The organism is Nitrosospira sp. CT, from assembly GCF_059489795.1.
Window position 1 is genome coordinate 136,036 of record NZ_JCAHZJ010000066.1, and the last position, 18,422, is coordinate 154,457.

Annotated in this window: 15 protein-coding genes; 8 read left to right on the top strand and 7 right to left on the bottom strand. The window is 55.0% G+C overall.

Translation table 11 applies throughout. The features are described 5' to 3' along the window. Positions 1-433 precede the first annotated feature (433 nt). Entirely contained in the window at positions 434-847 is a 414-nt protein-coding gene (locus AC52W5_RS12090) for a DUF6299 family protein (protein WP_495671172.1), read from the top strand. 127 nt (positions 848-974) lie between these two features. Here AC52W5_RS12090 and lpdA read toward each other — a convergent pair whose 3' ends face one another. From lpdA to ttcA, 7 genes are all read right to left on the bottom strand, one after another. Then, the gene (gene lpdA / locus AC52W5_RS12095; protein WP_495671173.1) at positions 975-2,870 is read right to left on the bottom strand and encodes a dihydrolipoyl dehydrogenase; all 1,896 of its coding nucleotides are present in this window, start codon (positions 2,868-2,870) and stop codon (positions 975-977) included. Between the two features lie 50 nt (positions 2,871-2,920). Continuing rightward, complete coding sequence (locus AC52W5_RS12100; protein ID WP_495671174.1) at positions 2,921-4,186, bottom strand: glutamate-5-semialdehyde dehydrogenase; 1,266 nt, start codon at positions 4,184-4,186, stop codon at positions 2,921-2,923. Positions 4,187-4,438: 252 nt separating this feature from the next. Next, on the bottom strand, positions 4,439-5,455 hold the full coding sequence (gene holA, locus AC52W5_RS12105) for a DNA polymerase III subunit delta (protein WP_495671175.1): 1,017 nt from the start codon (positions 5,453-5,455) through the stop codon (positions 4,439-4,441). 38 nt (positions 5,456-5,493) lie between these two features. Further along, on the bottom strand, positions 5,494-6,006 hold the full coding sequence (locus AC52W5_RS12110) for an LPS-assembly lipoprotein LptE (RefSeq protein ID WP_107761065.1): 513 nt from the start codon (positions 6,004-6,006) through the stop codon (positions 5,494-5,496). Positions 6,007-6,047: 41 nt separating this feature from the next. Further along, positions 6,048-8,648, bottom strand: coding sequence for a leucine--tRNA ligase (leuS, locus tag AC52W5_RS12115; protein ID WP_495671176.1), 2,601 nt, complete (start codon positions 8,646-8,648; stop codon positions 6,048-6,050). Between the two features lie 180 nt (positions 8,649-8,828). Further along, a complete protein-coding gene (locus AC52W5_RS12120) occupies positions 8,829-10,199 on the bottom strand; it encodes a DegQ family serine endoprotease (protein ID WP_495671177.1) in 1,371 nt (456 codons plus the stop codon). Between the two features lie 101 nt (positions 10,200-10,300). Next, the gene (gene ttcA / locus AC52W5_RS12125; protein WP_495671178.1) at positions 10,301-11,203 is read right to left on the bottom strand and encodes a tRNA 2-thiocytidine(32) synthetase TtcA; all 903 of its coding nucleotides are present in this window, start codon (positions 11,201-11,203) and stop codon (positions 10,301-10,303) included. Positions 11,204-11,515: 312 nt separating this feature from the next. On the opposite strand from ttcA, the gene AC52W5_RS12130 reads away from it, so the two are divergent. From AC52W5_RS12130 to AC52W5_RS12160, 7 genes are all read left to right on the top strand, one after another. Next, positions 11,516-11,707 (top strand): YezD family protein, encoded by a 192-nt coding sequence (locus tag AC52W5_RS12130; protein ID WP_495671179.1) that lies wholly within the window; start codon positions 11,516-11,518, stop codon positions 11,705-11,707. A gap of 159 nt (positions 11,708-11,866) precedes the next feature. Beyond that, the gene (locus AC52W5_RS12135; RefSeq protein WP_495671180.1) at positions 11,867-13,495 is read left to right on the top strand and encodes an alginate export family protein; all 1,629 of its coding nucleotides are present in this window, start codon (positions 11,867-11,869) and stop codon (positions 13,493-13,495) included. A gap of 61 nt (positions 13,496-13,556) precedes the next feature. Continuing rightward, positions 13,557-14,549, top strand: a complete 993-nt coding sequence (locus AC52W5_RS12140; RefSeq protein ID WP_495671181.1) for a sulfate ABC transporter substrate-binding protein — start codon at positions 13,557-13,559, stop codon at positions 14,547-14,549. A 94-nt stretch (positions 14,550-14,643) separates the two neighbouring features. After that, on the top strand, positions 14,644-15,537 hold the full coding sequence (locus tag AC52W5_RS12145; protein WP_495671182.1) for an EAL domain-containing protein: 894 nt from the start codon (positions 14,644-14,646) through the stop codon (positions 15,535-15,537). A 1-nt stretch (position 15,538) separates the two neighbouring features. After that, positions 15,539-16,375, top strand: coding sequence for a sulfate ABC transporter permease subunit CysT (gene cysT / locus AC52W5_RS12150; protein ID WP_495671183.1), 837 nt, complete (start codon positions 15,539-15,541; stop codon positions 16,373-16,375). Between the two features lie 16 nt (positions 16,376-16,391). Then, a complete protein-coding gene (cysW, locus tag AC52W5_RS12155) occupies positions 16,392-17,273 on the top strand; it encodes a sulfate ABC transporter permease subunit CysW (protein ID WP_495671184.1) in 882 nt (293 codons plus the stop codon). Continuing rightward, positions 17,270-18,352 carry a sulfate/molybdate ABC transporter ATP-binding protein gene (locus tag AC52W5_RS12160; RefSeq protein WP_495671185.1) on the top strand — a complete coding sequence of 361 codons (1,083 nt, stop codon included), beginning with the start codon at positions 17,270-17,272 and terminating at the stop codon, positions 18,350-18,352. The genes cysW and AC52W5_RS12160 overlap by 4 nt, the downstream gene beginning before the upstream one ends. Positions 18,353-18,422 lie beyond the last annotated feature (70 nt).

Consider the following 18,422-nt stretch of genomic DNA (forward strand, 5'->3'; position numbering starts at 1 on the left):
TCGAGACTGAGTCTACTTGGACTTTATTGATGTTACTCCTTGGTTGCTTTTTTAATCAAATTCGAACACTTCCTTGTTATCTGGAATCCGCTGTACTAAAAATAATTTGGGGCGCCTGAAGGCCTAAACATATTTAGACTGGGACTTTCCAACTTTCGGTGTTCCTGCCGCAACGCTGACCAGGCTGAAAAAGAAGCAAGTACAGATTGTGCCGAATCTTTCCCACCAGCAGCAGTTAATAGGAGATTAAGTTATGAATAAGAAAATACCCTTTTATTTCTATAAATTTGGTAAAAACCACCGTCTTTAGACGGTGACTTTGACTTTAAATGTGTCGACTCATGCGCGCTAGCTTGGTGCGGATAGGCGACTTTAGTCGTCTGCACCCAAGCTGCGCTAACCCACCTACTTCTAGTAGGTGGTAGTTTAGTTTATGGCTGCAGTTCTTCTCTTTAGCGGCAAGGCTGCAGCAGATCCATTAAGCGCGACGCTTACGATCAATCCCGACGCAACCCTCTCTAGCGATCGTTTGGTTGTTACAATTAGTGGAACCTACAGTTGCAGTCCTCTCCCTCAAGCGGAATCTGCATTCGCGACCATAACGGTGAACGTGTCGCAAGCATCTGGACGTCAGGTTGCTGCAAGCGGGTTTTTTGGGGTCCAACCGATCTGTGATGGCCAATTGCACCCCTTTAAAGCTGGAGCTCACGCCTCGAATATACCCTGGCACGGCGGGAAGAGGCGTGTAATGGCGAATTTGTTCATTCAATCATGTGAATCTTCGCCCTGTGAAACAGTAACCAGTAGCGTGGACAAACCAGTAAGCATCAGAGGAGGCGGTCAATAACGGCCTGACCAGTGAACCAATTAGGTAGCCTGTTTATCCACACGCTTTTCATCCAACCCCGCAGGGTGAAAACGCTGCCGAAAGATCAATGGAGCCAGACTCCATTGATCAGGAAAACGAACCGGCGCTACTTCCTCGGCATATAAAGATCTGTAATCGTCCCCTCGGCAATCTCGGCCGCAAAGAATACGGTTTCGGACAGAGTCGGATGCGGATGAATGGTAAGGCCGATATCTTCCATATCCGCGCCCATTTCCAATCCCAGTACGGTTTCGGATATCAGTTCGCCGGCATTGATGCCTACGATGCCTGCACCAAGAATGCGTCGTGTCTTCTTGTCCAGCAGTAACTTGGTCACGCCTTCGTCGCGGGCCATTGCCAATGCGCGGCTACTGGCGGCCCACGGAAACACCGCTTTTTCGAATTCGACACCTTGCTTTCTGGCTTCGGTTTCGGTGAGGCCCATCCAGGCGATTTCAGGGTCGGTGTACGCTACTGAAGGAATGGCACGGGCGTCGAATACTGCGGACTTCATCTTATCGCCGCCGGCGATGATTTCCGCCGCCAGTTTGCCTTCATGCGATGCCTTGTGCGCCAGCATCGGTTCGCCGACGATGTCGCCTATGGCGAAGATATGCGAGACGTTGGTTTGCAACTGCTTATCCACCGGGATGAAGCCACGGTCGTTCACGATGATACCCGCATTTTCTGCGCCAATTTCGCGGCCATTTGGCCGGCGTCCTACCGCCATCAGGATCCGGTCGTATACTTGCGGTTCGGGTGCCTCAGTGCCCTCAGTGTTGCCTTCCGATGCGCCTTCGAACGTGACCTTCAATCCTTCTTCCAGAGCTTCGATTCCGGTGACTTTGGTTTTGAGGTAGATGGCTTCATAGCGTTTCTGTATGCGTTTGTGCAGCGGCCGGATGAGATCAGCGTCCGCACCGGGAATCAGTTGATCCATCAATTCGACGACACTGATCCTGCTGCCGAGTGCGTCGTAGACCGTCGCCATTTCGAGGCCGATAATGCCGCCGCCGATGATCAGCATGCGCTGGGGGATGTCCTCCAGCTTGAGTGCGCCGGTGGAATCGATGATGCGCGGGTCATCGTAGGGGAAGCCTGGAATGCGAGCGGCAGTAGAACCCGCGGCAATGATGCAGTGCTCGAACGACACCGTTTTTTTTCCGTCCGATGTTTCCACCTCGATTATATTGGGCGAAGTGAATTTGCCTGTTCCCCGCACCACCTTCACCTTGCGCTGCTTCGCCAGCCCCGCCAGTCCCTTGGTGAGTTTGCCAATAATGGATTCCTTCCACCCCCGCAGCTTGTCTATTTCTATGCCGGGCTTAGCGAAAGCGATACCCTGCTGTGCCGTTTCCTCGGCATCGGTGATGACTTTCGCCACATGCAGCAACGCCTTGGATGGAATGCACCCCACATTGAGACAGACGCCACCAAGCGTGGGGTAGCGCTCGATCAAGACAACATTCTTGCCGAGATCGGCAGCACGGAACGCGGCGGTATAGCCACCCGGTCCTGCACCCAGCACCACTACATCGGCATGAATATCACCTTGTGAAACCGAAGGCGCAGTGGGTGGCGCTACGGATTGGGGGGCAGGGGCAGGGGCAGCGGCTGAGGTCGGTGCTTCCTCTTCTTCCTCTTTTTCCGATGGAAGAGCAACGTCGGAAGCAGGCTTCTCAGCCGGCTCTTCCTGCTTGCTCACAGCAGCAGGATTGCTGACAAATTCGGCGGTTTCAGCAGGGGCAGCCGCTTCCGCTGCTGGGACCTCCAGCATGAGTATGACCGAGCCTTCCGAAACCTTGTCGCCGACCTTGACCTTGAGTTCTTTTACCACCCCGGCTTGCGGCGAAGGAACTTCGATGGATGCCTTATCGGTTTCCAGTGTGATAAGCGAAGTTTCCTTTTCCACTGTATCGCCGGGTTTCACCAGCACTTCAATCACTGCGACATCCTTGAAGTCGCCAATATCCGGTACTTTGATTTCGGTGAGCTGAGCCATGAAAACCTTATTAGTTTAAGCAAATAAAATTGAACCTTATTCCTGGAAACCTACTGCCGGATATGCCCGTCACCCAGGACGATGAATTTCTGGCTGGTCAATCCTTCCAGTCCCACCGGGCCGCGAGCATGGAGCTTATCGGTGGAGATACCGATTTCCGCGCCGAGGCCATACTCGAACCCGTCCGCGAAGCGGGTGGAGGCATTCACCATGACGGAACTGGAATCCACTTCGCGCAGGAAACGGCGCGCGTTACTGTAATTCTCGGTAATGATGGAATCAGTGTGTTGGGAGCCGTAAGTCGTGATGTGTTCGACGGCCTGATCGAGACTGCTTACCACGCGCACGCTCAGGACAGGCGCAAGATATTCCGTATACCAGTCTTCCTCCTTTGCTTCCTTCATTTCCGGAATGATCGTCTGCGAGGCCGGATCGCCGCGCAGTTCCACGCCCTTGTCCAGATAGATTCTGCACAGCGGCGGCAGCACTTCCCCGGCAATATTCTCATGCACCAGCAATGTTTCGAGCGTGTTGCAGGTGCCGTAGCGCTGGGTCTTGGCGTTGTCAGCAACGCAAATGGCCTTTTCCAGGTCGGCACCTTCGTCGATATAAATATGACATACGCCGTCCAGGTGCTTGATGACGGGAATGCGCGCTTCATTCGAAATGCGCTCGATCAACCCCTTGCCGCCGCGGGGCACAATGACATCGACAAATTCTTTCATGGTGACGAGTTCACCCACGGCAGCCCGGTCGGTCGTTTCGATAACCTGGATCGCCGTTTCAGGCAAACCGGCGGTCTTAAGCCCTTCCCTGACACACGCCGCGATTGCCTGATTGCTGTGAATGGCTTCCGACCCCCCGCGCAGTATCGCTGCGTTACCCGCCTTGAGGCACAACCCTGCGGCATCTGCCGTGACGTTGGGACGCGCTTCATAAATGATGCCGATCACGCCCAGCGGCACGCGCATTTTTCCGACCTGTATGCCGGAGGGACGGTAATTCAAATCGCTTATTTCACCCACCGGATCGGCTAACGCTGCAATTTGCAGCAAACCTTCGGCCATGCTCGCTATGCTTTTGGGCGTGAGCGTCAACCGGTCTATCATTGCCGATTCCAATCCCCGTTTTTTCGCATTTTCCACGTCCCTGGCATTCGCTGCCAGCAGCTGCTGCTCTTCCCGTTTTATAGCCATCGCCATCTGTGTGAGCGCCCGGTTCCTGGCTGCGGTTTCCGCTTTGGCAATCAGGCGCGAGGCGGCTCGGGCTTCGCGCCCGAGGGAATGCATATAGGTCTTGATGTCGATGATGTCCATGTCAATGGTTCCATTCAGACAGTAAATTAAAATTGCAGGAGTAACCAGTGGTTCCGGAACTGGATTCGGGGTCAAACCCCACTATTGTCCGGAATAAAATTAGTGAAAGTCTGGATACCCGCTTTCGCAGATATGACGGCGTCTTGACGGGTCCGGTACCGGAATTCCTCACTCCGGCGTTCGCCGATGGCGAATCCAATAGCGGTAGGTCGGCTATCCTCCGTTTGTGTCAGCGTTTTTGCCATGCTTTAACTACTGCCGCTGTCCGATCTTCGTAAAACGTAATCCCAGTTGCAGCAACTCATCCCAGGGATCGCCGCTTGCAACGCCCTTGCCGACTCTGTCTATTTTAGCGGCATGCGACAAGGCCGATGTCAACTGTTCAAGGTTCAGGCGGTGAGCGGCGTTCTCCATTATTTTCTGTCGGTCCTGCCATACCCGAGCCTGGCTGATCAATTGCCGCAGCGGTTTCCCTGCATCGAGTCCCGTGCGAATCGCGACAAGAAGACGGATCTGCCCCGCCAGCGTATTGACGACCAACGGCAACGCCATGCCTTCACCCTGCAAAACCTCCAGGATGCGCGCATAGCGGGCAGTATCCCCGGCAACCATCGCATCGGATAATTTGAATGCATCATAGCGGGCGACATCGAGCACGGCATCCTTCACCTGCTCGAACGACAGCATTCCGGGCGGATAAAGCAACGCAAGTTTCTTGAGTTCCTGATAGGCTGCGAGCAGGTTGCCCTCCACCTTGTCGGCAAGAAATTGCAGCGTGTCGACATCGGCATTCTGCCCTTGCATGGCCAGCCGTTGACCTATCCATGCAGGCAATCGACCGCGTTCTACCGGATAAACCGTAATGACTGCTCCTGCGGCATCAAGCGCCTTGAACCATCTGGTTGCCGCACCTTGCTGGTCGACCCTGGGCAGGGTAACGAGTGTGACGGTATCTGGCGGCAGGGCGCGGCAGTATTTCTCCAAAACGGCGCTGCCCTGGTTGCCCGGCTTGCCCGAGGGGATGCGCAGATCGATTATACGTCTTTCGCCGAACAGCGACAGGCTGTTGCTGCACCGTTCCAGCTCTACCCAGTTGAAGTGGCTATCGACGTTGAAAATCTCCCGTTCGATATATCCGCCCTGACGCGCTTTTGCACGAATCAGGTCGGCAGCTTCGATTGCCAGAAGTAATTCGTCGCCGGAGACCGCATAGAGCGGCGCAAGCTGTTTCTCGAGATGCCGCGCAAGCTGTTCGGGCGCAATACGCATGCCTTCGCCTTCAAGTTACCGCAACACAGGAGCGACAGTCAGGGATTCACCTGTGGAGACTTATTCAGTTCCGCCACCTTGACTGCTCCAAGGCGTCGCACGATCTGATCTGCCGAATCACTCTGCATTTCCCGCACGAGCATTGCCTCTTCCCCCTCCTTGGCGACCACCTGCTGATTGGTAAAAGGCATGATCCGGCGCAGGGCCAGTTCATTGGTGGGAATGATTTCCTCCCCTTTGGCATCGACCAGACGGAAGGAAACCCGGTACCGTAGTTCAAACTCCAGAACGCGCCCCCCGCCTGACACGGACATGATCTGCCTGTCATTGGTGACGCTGAGAATCTCCAGTATGGCCTGGGCCTTTTTCCGGTTGTCGACGAGGCGAGTGTTTGTGCTCGCTCTAACGAGGCGCCTGAGGTCGGTACCGATGGGATGTCCTTGCGGAAAGGAAATATAAAGCGTATCAAACGGAAGCGCTGCAGTGCCGCGCAACTGGAAGCCGCATGCCGCGAGCAAAAGACAGCATGCAAGCAACAGGATTTTTTTCATCGGCAATCCTCGAGTTCCGGTTTCTGTATCTTTCTGTGTCTTCAAATGACGATATTGATCAGTTTCCCTGGCACCATCACCACTTTTTTAACTGCTTTTCCATCCAGGAATCTTCGCACCTGTTCATTCTCCAGCGCAAGCTGCTCGATGACTACCGGTTTTGTATCTGCGGCAACCCGTATCTTCCCGCGCAACTTGCCATTGACCTGAACGATCAGTTCAATCTCATCCTGCACGAGCGCTGCGCTGTCTGCTCGCGGCCACGGCTGATCGAGCAGTTCGGTTCCCGGCCTGAGTTCACGCCAGAGGGCATGGCAGATGTGGGGAACGATGGGCGATAGCAGCAGGACAATATTTTCCAGTGCTTCCTGCATCAATCCGCGCGCAGGCGGGCTCGAATCCTGCAATTTTCCGAGAGCGTTCATCAATTCCATTACGGCTGCAATCGCGGTATTGAAGGTATGCCGCCTGCCCAGATCATCGCCCACCTTGGCGATGGTCTGGTGCAGCTGAAAACGCAAGGCCTTGAGTTCAGGACTGAGACCTGCAACCAGGGTTGGACCATTCACTGCGCCGCTTTGTTGCAGATGATCGTAAACCTGTTTCCATAATCGCTTCAGAAAGCGGAATGCGCCTTCTACTCCGGCATCCGCCCATTCAAGGGTCTGCTCGGGCGGGCTGGCGAACATCATGAAGAGCCGGGCTGTATCCGCCCCGTATTGCTCGACGAGTTTTTGCGGGTCGACGCCGTTGTTGCGGGATTTCGACATCGTGCCGATGCCGCCTGCTTCAACCGGCTGGCCGTCGGCGCGCAGCACTGCTCCGATTTTTCTTCCCTGCTCGTCGGTCTGGATGTCCACATCCGCAGGGTTGAAATAGACGATGCGTCCACTTTCCGTTTTCCGGAACATGATCTCATTGAGCACCATGCCCTGAGTCAGCAGATTGGCAAACGGCTCGTCGAACAGCACCAGTCCGAGATCGCGCATGACCTTGCTCCAGAAACGCGAGTAGAGCAGATGCAGGATGGCATGTTCGATTCCGCCAATATATTGATCAACGGGGAGCCAGTAATCCACGCGTGCATCCACCATGGCGTGGTGCTGGTCGGTGCAGGCGTAACGGATGTAATACCATGACGAATCGACGAAGGTATCCATCGTGTCGGTTTCCCGGCGCGCGGGCTGCCCGCAGCGCGGGCAGGAACACTCGTAAAACGATGGCGTTTTAGCAAGCGGGTTGCCCGAGCCATCGGGTACCAGATCTTCCGGAAGCACTACGGGAAGCTGTTCATCCGGCACTGGCACTACGCCGCACGCATCGCAATAGACGAGAGGAATGGGGCAGCCCCAATAACGCTGCCGGGAAATACCCCAGTCGCGCAGGCGGTAATGGACGCGTTTCTCGCCCATTCCCTTCTGTTGCAAGGCGGCAGCGATCGCATCCACTGCGTTCTGGAACGCGAGACCGGAGAATTCGCCTGAATCGAACGTAATGCCGTGTTCCACATATGCCTGTGCAAGCGGCACTGGCAGGTCGGAGTCGACAGGCTTGATCACGGGCCGGATCGGCAGCGAATATTGGGTGGCAAACTCGAAATCGCGTTCATCGTGGGCGGGAACCGCCATCACCGCCCCTTCCCCATAGCCCATCAGCACATAGTTGGCTATCCAGACGGGCAATCTGGCCCCGGTCAGGGGATGGATAACGTACAACCCGGTATCCCTGCCCTTCTTTTCCTGGGTAGCGAGTTCCGCTTCCATCATCGCGCCCTGCCTGCATTCCTCGATAAATGCAGCAAGGGCCGCATTACTTTTCGCTGCGTGCTGAGCGACAGGATGCTCAGCCGCGACAGCCACATACGTTACGCCAAACAAGGTATCTGCACGAGTCGTAAAAACCTTCAGGTCCTGCGGCATGCCTGACTCGGCATCAGCAGGAAAGCGGACTTCGACACCGAAGCTCTTGCCGATCCAGTTGGCCTGCATGGTTCTCACCCGCTCCGGCCAGCCTGGAAGCGTATTCAGCGCTTCCAGCAGCTCATCGGCATATGCGGTGATCTTCATGTAATACATCGGGATTTCGTGCTTTTCCACCAGAGCCCCGGTACGCCAGCCGCGCCCGTCGATTACCTGCTCATTGGCAAGCACTGTCTGGTCGACAGGGTCCCAGTTCACGATACCCGTCGTTCTGTAGGCGAGGCCCTTTTCCAGCATGCGCAGAAACAGCCACTGATTCCACCGGTAGTAATCCGGCTGGCAGGTGGCAAGCTCGCGGTCCCAGTCTATTGCCAGCCCCAGGCTCTGCAATTGCTTGCGCATATAGGCAATGTTGTCATAGGTCCACCTTGCCGGTGGCACATTGTTTTGCATTGCCGCATTCTCTGCCGGCAGGCCGAACGCATCCCAGCCCATGGGCTGCAACACGTTGTAACCCTGCATGCGGTAATAGCGCGACAGCACATCGCCAATGGTATAGTTGCGCACATGCCCCATATGCAACTTGCCAGAGGGATAAGGAAACATCGAAAGGCAGTAGTATTTCCGCTTTTCCGGCGCTTCCACAGCCTTGAATGCGGCGGTTTGCTGCCAGTACTGTTGCGCTTCCGACTCGGTTTCCTGTGGGTGATATTTTTCCTGCATAAGCTCGGCTTTCTGCCATAAAGCTGGGGATTATACCGCGAACTCGGGCATTCCCGTGGATGAGGGGCGCCTCCGGCGAGCCCGCAAGGAAAGCGAGAGACTGTGTATTTTGAAGCCTCGGTGAGCGGCTAAAGAGGCTATCGGAAGCGATTCAGTTTCAGGATGTTTCAGGAAACGGATTTACTTGATCCTGATAGTCACCCTGAAGTCGCCTCGTATCAGGCTTAGAATAAGGCTTCCCTGGCTGCTGGCCTTGAGAGCAGCAAGCAACTCCTGAACCGAACGGACCTGCCGGCGATTGACGCCAATGATGAGATCACCCGGCCGGATGCCGCGCTGCCAAGCAGGACTATTGACTTCCACGTCTGTTACCATCACGCCCTCAATTCCCCGGCGGGCGCCAGGTTTCAGGTTCGCCACGGTTGCGCCTGAAACCTCGGGCACGACCTCCGCACCTGCACTGGAAACCTCCGCCAGCTTGGCGATCTTTACTTTGGCAGTCAGCCGCTTCCCATTCCTGATCAACCCGAGATCCAGCGTCTCCCCGATGGGCATCAGTCCAACCTTGTTGCGCAAATCAATCGAGTTCCGCACAGGTTTTCCGTTGACAGTCGTTATCACATCGCGCGGTTTCATCCCGGCTTTTTCGGCGGGTGATCCCGCCTCAATCGCGCTGATGATGGCGCCTTCCGTGGAAGGCAACCCTAGCGAGGCCGCCAGGTCGTGCGTAATGTCTTCGCTGCTCGCGCCCAGCCTGCCGCGGCGTACCTCGCCGAAGCGTAGGATCTGATCGAGGACTGCCTTCACCATCACACTGGGGACCGCGAAGCCGATGCCGACGTTGCCGCCCGCAGGACCGATGATGGCGGTGTTGATACCGATCAGCTCCCCCTTGAGATTGACGAGAGCGCCACCGGAGTTGCCCGGATTGATGGAGGCGTCGGTCTGGATGAAGTCTTCATATCCTTCTATATCCAGTCCGCTTCTTCCCAATGCACTGACGATGCCCGAAGTTACCGTTTGCCCCAGGCCAAACGGATTCCCGATCGCGATGACAAAATCCCCCACGTTGAGCAGCTCGGAATCACCGAGGCGCAACGCCTTCAGGTTCTTGGCATCGATCTTCAGCAGGGCAATATCGGTGCCCGGGTCCGTTCCCACCAGCTTCGCCTGGAATTGACGCCTGTCCTTGAGTGTCACCACCACCTGCTGCGCATCCTTGATCACGTGGTAGTTGGTCACGACATAGCCGTTGCCCGCATCCATGATCACGCCCGAGCCCACACTGCGCTCCGGGCGAGCCTCCTGCTCGGGAAGATTGAAAAAGCGGCGGAAGAAAGGATCCCGAAACAAGGGATTCTCTTCGATGGCCGAGCGCGTCACCACGGAAATATTGACGACCGCCGGGGTTACATCCTGAAGCACCGGTGCCAGGGTCGGCACACCATTTTTGGTGTCACTGAAAGGTAAAGCGGAGTGGGCTGGCAGCACAATGATCAGCACGCCGATAAAAACCAGCCAGAGTGAAACTGATAGCGGTGAAATTGACAACGAAGCTGGTTGCAAAACTGTTCCGGGTGATTTTCTCATTTGAGGAGTGCTTTACTTGGTTTGTCCACCAGTTGCAGGGTTGGCCGAATTTAATAGATTTTTCACCCTTTGTTCAGGTTCAGGAGCTCTTCCATACCCGGCTCGAAGGGCTCGGGGTCGAATGCCCTGTCGCCATCGGCAACTGGCCCGTTCCCGGTTTTGAGTCCATGAAAATCGTAAAGCGAGGAATCGAGCAGATGCGAGGGCTGGATGTTCTGCAAAGAGCTGAACATGTTTTCCAGCCTGCCGGGAAACTTTTTATCCCATTGCCGCAGCATTTCCTTTACTGCCTGGCGCTGCATATTCTTCTGTGACCCGCACAGGTTGCAGGGAATGATCGGAAAATTTTCCATCTCCGCATAGGCAGCCAGGTCCTTCTCCTTGCAGTAGGCAAGCGGCCGGATGACGATATGCCTGCCATCATCGCTTACCAGCTTGGGTGGCATGGTTTTCAGCTTGCCGCCATGAAACAGGTTGAGAAACAGGGTTTCAAGAATATCATCACGATGGTGGCCCAGCGCGATTTTCGTTGCGCCCAGCTCGCCTGCCACGCGATACAGGACCCCGCGGCGCAAGCGTGAACAAAGGCTGCAAGTGGTTTTCCCCTCCGGTATCAGGCGCTTCACCACACTATATGTATCCTGCTCGACAATGCGGAAGGGCATGCCGACGGAAGTGAGATAGTTCGGCAATACGTGTTCCGGAAAGCCCGGCTGCTTCTGGTCCAGATTTACCGCAATCAGCTCGAATTGTACGGCTGCGTGCGCCTGAAGGCTGCGAAGGATATCGAGCAGGACATAGCTGTCTTTTCCGCCTGAGAGACACACCATTACCCGATCTCCAGGTTCGATCATATTGAAATCAGCTATCGCCGTACCCACAAGCCGTCTCAACCGCTTGTGCAGTTTGTTGACGTTATGTTGCTCCTTCCTGGACAGCATTCCCATTCCTGCCTCTATTCCCATTCCCGCTCCAACCTCTTCTCAGGATACTCATCGAGTAACGGTGCCTCTTCCTTACGTTCGCGGCTCAGTCTCGATTTCTGAAAAACTGCACTCGTAATTTTCCCAGATTGGATGCGGTTTGGACAGTGCTGCCACAGTCCCAAACATACATCAATCGGCTTTCCCGCCTCCTTGGTCCCACTGTTCCTGTTTCCCACCCTCAGTAACGCTATATATGCAAAAAACAGATAAGCAAATCAAATGATATTAGTTTGAATTATAAGAGGTCACTGATAACGTGTCGCTTCCACAAACTCTGCAACTGTTTAGACCATGTCGGCCAGCACCGAAATTATTGATCTGGAAGAAAAGCATTATGAGCCTGGACAATCAGGCAAGCGGATACCTGTGGACGTTAAACAACGGATTCTGTATGCCATTGCAAGCATCGAGTATGGCTCGGTGGAGGTGGTAATTCATGACGGCAAGATTACCCAGATAGAGTGCCGGAAAAAATCCGGGTGAGGCGTACCGAGGCTGACAGAGAAAATGAAGGGAATAATGCAAAACCGGAAAGCCGCAGGCACGAAAGCCGACCAAATGACTGGAGGCCCAATAAAACAGATTAAACAGATTATATCGCTACCTGACCCGGCAACCGGGAGGGCGATACAGGAGAGAGAAATGAAGTTTTATCTGGGAACAGTCATTGCGTTTGCTCTCACGGTACTGCCTTGGAGCGGGGTTCAGGCAGATGCAAACGCGATTGACACCGAAAAATTCAAAATGACGGGACAGGAAAACAGGTTTGCTCAGAACGGTGCTGTCCCTGTTGAAGGAAAAGGAAAGGCCGATCCCCCGGGAGCAAGCAGCAAATCAGATGGAAACACATCGGCTGGAAAAACAGTGGCAGCGGCAACAAAGGAGGAAAAAAAATCGACGGGCTACTTCAGGCCTTCCAGCAGCTACTCGACCCAACCCGAATCCGATCCGCCGCGCTATGTGCGCACCCTGAGCAAAACCGGCATTGAAGCTTTCAAGGACATCTACTGGCTGGATGTGGGCATTGATCATCGTACCCGCTACGAATTCCGCAGCAACGATATACGGCGCACCGAACTCAGGCTGGACCAGCCCTTTCTGCTGCGCTCCCGCGCCTACTTCGGTATCCGCGAAATATTTGATCCGCTGCGCGGCGCGGTGGAATTCCAGGATTCCCGCCGCTACAACGGCCATTTTCCACCTGATGACCGTGATTTCAATGAGCATGACCTCATCCAGGCTTACGCCGAATTGTATTTCAAGGGCGCACTGGGTCAGGACGACCTGAAACAGCAGCGGCCGCTCAGGTTGCGCGCGGGCCGCATGGCCTATGAGGCTCTCGACCGACGTCTGATCGGCCGCAATGAATGGCGCAATACGACCAATACCTTCGAAGGTTTTCGCATCAACCTGGGGCAGGAAGTCAACGATTGGGAGGGGGACTTATGGGCCTACCAGCCTGTCCAGCGGCTGCTGACGGAATTTGACGAGCGTATCGAGAACCAATGGTTCTATGGCGGTATCGGTCACTGGCGCAAATGGTCGGACTTTATCACGCTCCAGCCTTATTACATGGGATTGACGCAGGACGGCAGCAAGACGGGCGAAATCGACCGTCATATTCATTCTCCCGGCCTGCGGGGATACGGCAAGATAGGCGATACCGGCCTGGATTTCGATTTCAACCTGATCTACCAGTTTGGCCGGAATGGGACGCAGGAACATCAGGCCCATGCATACATTACCGAGCTGGGCTATACGCTCAAACACGCCTGGAAACCGCGTATCAGCGCCTTTTACGGTTATGCCAGCGGCGATCGCAATCCCAATGACAACGTAAATAACCGCTTTGAGCGGTTCTTCGGTTTCGCGCGGCCCTGGTCGGCGGATGATTACATCGTTTTCGAGAATATCAAATCTCCGAAAGTAAAGCTCGAGTTCCAGCCGGTCAAGGATCTGCGTATCGATGGGGGCTACAGCTGGTACTGGCTGGCTAGCGATACCGATCGCCTCAATAACCTCTTCAGAGGCAGCGGAACTAATGGAGGCGGTTTTTCCAACCGCGATGCTACGGGAAGCAGCGGTGATTTTATCGGACACAATTTCGATATCCGGGCACGCTACAAGCTGGCAAAGCACATCGACACGACCATCGGTTACTCGCATTTCACGAGCGGGGAGTTTGTGCGCAATCGGCAAATAGCGGCGCTGGGCAGAAGCCCGGGAAGTTCGGACTTTTTTTACGTTGAAGTTGTATTGAGCGCATTTTAATTATTTGACACTTATTGATTTCACTTATTGGCTTCACTTTGCCTGAAGGAAGAGTACGAAAATGAAAACATGGATAACGACTAGCCTTGCCGCAATCCTCCTGGTGGGAGGTAATGCATGGGGAGATAAAACATTATTGAATGTGTCCTATGACCCGACCCGCGAGCTGTATCAGCAGTTCAATTCGGCATTCGCGAAGCATTGGGAGGGCAAGACGGGAGAAAAAGTAGCCGTAAAACAGTCCCATGGCGGCTCCGGGAAGCAGGCGCGCTCTGTCATCGATGGGCTTGATGCTGATGTCGTGACGCTTGCCCTGGCGAAGGACATCGATGAAATCGCGGAAAAAGCCAACCTGTTGCCGGCGGACTGGCAAAAGCGCTTGTCGCACAACAGCACGCCTTACACCTCGACCATCGTACTGCTGGTCCGGAAGGGCAATCCCAGGAACATCAAGGACTGGGACGACCTGGTCAAGCCCGGCGTAGCCGTAATCACCCCCAATCCGAAAACCTCGGGGGGTGCCCGCTGGAATTACCTCGCCGCGTGGGAATACGGCAAGCGAACGTACGGCGACGACGCCAGGGCGAAGGAGTTCATAGCGAAGCTCTACCGAAATGTACCTGTGCTGGACTCGGGCGCGCGCGGCTCGACCACGACGTTTGTGGAGCGCGGTATCGGTGATGTCTTCATTTCCTGGGAAAACGAAGCATTCCTCGCCATCAGAGAGCTCGGACCCGACAAATTTGAAATTGTCGCACCATCCATCAGCATTCTTGCCGAGCCGTCGGTCGCGGTGGTAGACAAGGTCGTCGACAAGAAGGGTACGCGTCCCGTCGCGGAAGCCTATCTCCAATATCTCTATTCCGACACAGGCCAGGAGATTGCCGCGAAGAATTTCTATCGCCCCACCAATGCCGCAATTGCGGCGAAATATGCAAGCCAGTTTCCCGACATCAAGCTGTTCACGATCGACGATGCGTTTGGTAGCTGGAAGAATGCACACAAGCTTCATTTTGTCGATGGCGGCACTTTTGATCAGATTTATCAGAAATAACAACACAAACTGTACTGCCTGCACTGAAAACCGGAAAAACACCCTGCTGATGTCCAGGAATTGACGTCCGGGAAATTTTGAAAGGAGATGGAAAGTGAGCATTTCTTCATCACAGAAAAAGGATGAATTGGCGCGCATCCAGGAAGCAACCGATTATGCGGTGACGCGAGCGGAGAATGGTTTCATCATGGGACATTTTTTCAACTGCTCGCTGTCAAGCGTATTTCAGCCGGTATTCGATGCAAAAATACGCAGTGTGGCAGGACATGCGGCTTATATCCGTTCTGTCATGAATGAGGAAAATCCATTATCACCCTGGAAAGTCCTCTCTCTCGGGGAAGGAGACGCCCCATTGGTACGTTTTGACCGGCTGTGCCGCGCAGTGCACGTGCTTAACTACTTCAGCGGGAGCTCGCATGACGCCAATCTTTTTGTCACCGTGCAGCCACGCCTTCTTGAAGCCGTGAAGGATGATCATGGCCGAGCGTTCAAAAGAATCCTCGACATCATCGACGTGGAGACTTCCCGGGTGGTAATCGAAATTCCGGCTGAGGTGAACCGCAACTGGAAGTTGCTCAAACACGTGATCAGCAATTACCGCTCGCACGGCTATCGCATAGCGATCAATCACAACGATGCTGGCGACGATTGGGTAGCGGAACTTGCCAGCCTGTATCCGCTGTATCCGGACATGGTACGGTTGGAGGCCTCGGTTCTTCAAAGGCTGGGCGAGGCAGGACCGCTGGTGGACGCCATTCATCACTTTGGCGCGCAGGTTTTGTTCCGTGAGATCGAAACAGCGCGGCAATTGACAGGAGCTGTTCGCGCAGGCGCAGATCTTCTCCAGGGGCGTTTTCTCGGCCTCCCGGCGCAGGCGATTGAGTTTGACGTGCTCCTGCCTGCTACGGCAACAGAGTACGGAAGCGCGGAGGCTTCCCGCGGGCGCGTCAGGACGCTTCAATACTATATTGATGCGGCGGGAATCTGAAATGGGCACGTTCAGACAACACAGCGTTCTGCCCGGATTCAATCTGGCGCTTGGATTCACGTTGCTTTATCTGAGCCTGATTGTTCTGATTCCAATCTCGGCGGCATTTATTCGCACGGCAGAGCTCACCTTGCCCGAATTCTGGGATATGGTGACGACACCAAGGGTGCTGGCTTCTTACCGGTTGACATTTGGCGCCTCGTTTGCTGCGGCGCTGCTCAATGCAATATTCGGGCTCCTGGTCGCGTGGGTGCTGGTGCGCTACTCTTTTCCCGGAAAGAAGCTGATCGATGCCCTGGTAGACCTTCCATTTGCCCTGCCAACCGCGGTAGCCGGTATTGCCCTGACAGCGCTCTATGCGGGGAATGGGTGGATCGGCCAGTATCTGGAGCCGCTTGGCCTCAGGATCGCCTTTACACCGGCAGGGGTCTTCGTGGCGCTGACGTTTATCGGATTACCCTTTGTAGTGCGAACGGTGCAACCTGTGCTGGAAGACCTCGAGCCCGAACTGGAAGAAGCAGCTGCTACACTCGGCGCAAGCCGCTTGCAGACATTCCTGCGAGTCATTTTCCCTGTCATTTTTCCGGCACTGATAACCGGCTTTGCGCTTGCCTTTGCCCGTGCGATCGGGGAATACGGGTCCGTTATTTTTATTGCGGGGAACATGCCGATGATTTCCGAAATCACGCCGCTCCTGATCATTACCAAGCTTGAGCAGTACGACTATGCAGGCGCTACGGCGCTGGCCGTGGTCATGCTCGTGATTTCTTTCGTGTTGCTCCTGATCATCAACCTGCTGCAATGGTGGAGCCGCAGCCGGAGTTCATCGTCAGTATGAGCATGAGGATATCCTGATGACTGCTATCGCTCTTCCGTTGCCCGTCACTTCAGGTCGCGTGCGGCCCATCGAGGAATCCGTGTGGGTGCGGTGGTCCCTGATCGGGCTTGCCCTGGCCTTTCTGGCGCTCTTTCTCTTCGTGCCGCTGATATCGGTTTTCTACGAGGCGCTCAGGAAAGGCTGGGATGTTTACGTCTCCGCCATTACGGAGCCGGATGCGGTGTCTGCCATTCAGCTTACCCTGACTGCCGCCGCCATTGCGGTTCCGCTTAATCTGGTATTCGGCGTAGCGGCAGCATGGGCGGTTGCCAAGTTTGAGTTTCGCGGCAAAAACCTGCTTGTCACGCTCATCGATCTGCCTTTTTCGGTTTCGCCTGTCGTCTCCGGGCTCATCTATGTGCTTATTTTCGGCTTGCAGGGGTGGCTAGGCCCCTGGCTGGCGGAACACGACATCAAGATCATCTTTGCCGTGCCCGGCATCGTACTGGCGACCCTATTCGTTACGGTTCCCTTTATCGCACGCGAACTGATTCCCCTGATGCAATCCCAGGGGACCGAAGAGGAAGAGGCGGCCGTGGTACTCGGGGCGAACGGCTGGCAGATATTCTCCCGGGTAACGCTTCCCAACATTAAATGGGGCCTGCTTTATGGCGTCATCCTTTGTAATGCGCGCGCAATGGGAGAGTTTGGTGCGGTATCGGTGGTATCCGGGCATATCCGGGGGAGCACCAATACCTTGCCGCTGCATGTCGAGATTCTTTATAACGAATATAACTTCGCGGCCGCCTTTGCCGTGGCGTCGCTGCTGGCACTGCTTGCCCTGATCACATTGGCATTGAAGACTATCGTTGAATCAAAAACCGGAAAAAAACCGGTAACCGCAGGAATACAGGAATGAGCATAGAGATGCGTAATCTTTCCAAACAATTCGGGACTTTTTCCGCGCTGCGCGACGTCAGCCTGGAAGTAAAATCCGGTGAACTGCTCGCACTGCTCGGCCCTTCAGGGTCAGGGAAAACAACCCTGCTGCGTGTCATTGCGGGACTGGAAGCAGCGGATACCGGCCAGGTCCTGTTCCAGGGCGAAGACGCAACGGATCAGCACGTACGTGAGCGACAGGTTGGCTTTGTATTCCAGCACTACGCCCTGTTCCGGAACATGACTATTTTCGAAAACGTAGCCTTCGGCCTGCGTGTACGTCCGAAAAGATTTCGGCCTTCCGAAGCAGAGATTCGGCAGCGCGTACATGAGTTGCTGAAACTGGTGCAACTGGACTGGCTGGCAGACCGCTACCCGCATCAACTCTCCGGCGGCCAGCGCCAGAGAATCGCCCTGGCACGGGCCTTGGCTGTGAAACCCAAGGTTCTGCTGCTCGACGAGCCATTCGGCGCGCTTGATGCCAAGGTGCGCAAGGAATTGCGCTCATGGCTTAGAAGACTCCATGATGAGATGCATGTTACCAGTGTGTTCGTCACCCATGATCAGGAAGAAGCATTGGAGGTCGCGGATCGGGTTGTAGTCATGAACGAAGGCCGAATCGAGCAGATCGGTACGCCGGATGAGGTATACGAGCATCCAGCGAGCCCGTTCGTGTACAAATTCCTGGGCAAGGTGAATATTTTCCACGGGCGGCTGCATCGCGGTCGCGCCTGGATAGGGGGAATCGAAATCGATGCACCGGAGCATACTGAAGCCGAGGAAATCTCAGCAGTGGCCTATGTGCGCCCCCACGACATCCATGTGGAGAAGGTGGACAATGCCTTGAATGGGGAGGGAGGAATTGCCGCGCATGTATCCCACATTCTCTCGGTTGGCCCGATAGTTCGCCTCGAGCTGATGCGCAATGACGGCAAAGATAAGGAATTGATCGAAGTCGAAATCAGCAGGGAGCGCTTTCGCGAACTGCAGCTGACGCGAGGCGATCAGGTTTTCATCAAACCTTCCCGTTTCGATCTCTTTCCGGCGCAGATACACTGACAGGCTGGCAGGTTTGTCCCGTATTCTTGTGTTATTTCCTGGAACAAGAGGGAACAGGAGTTCGTGCGGG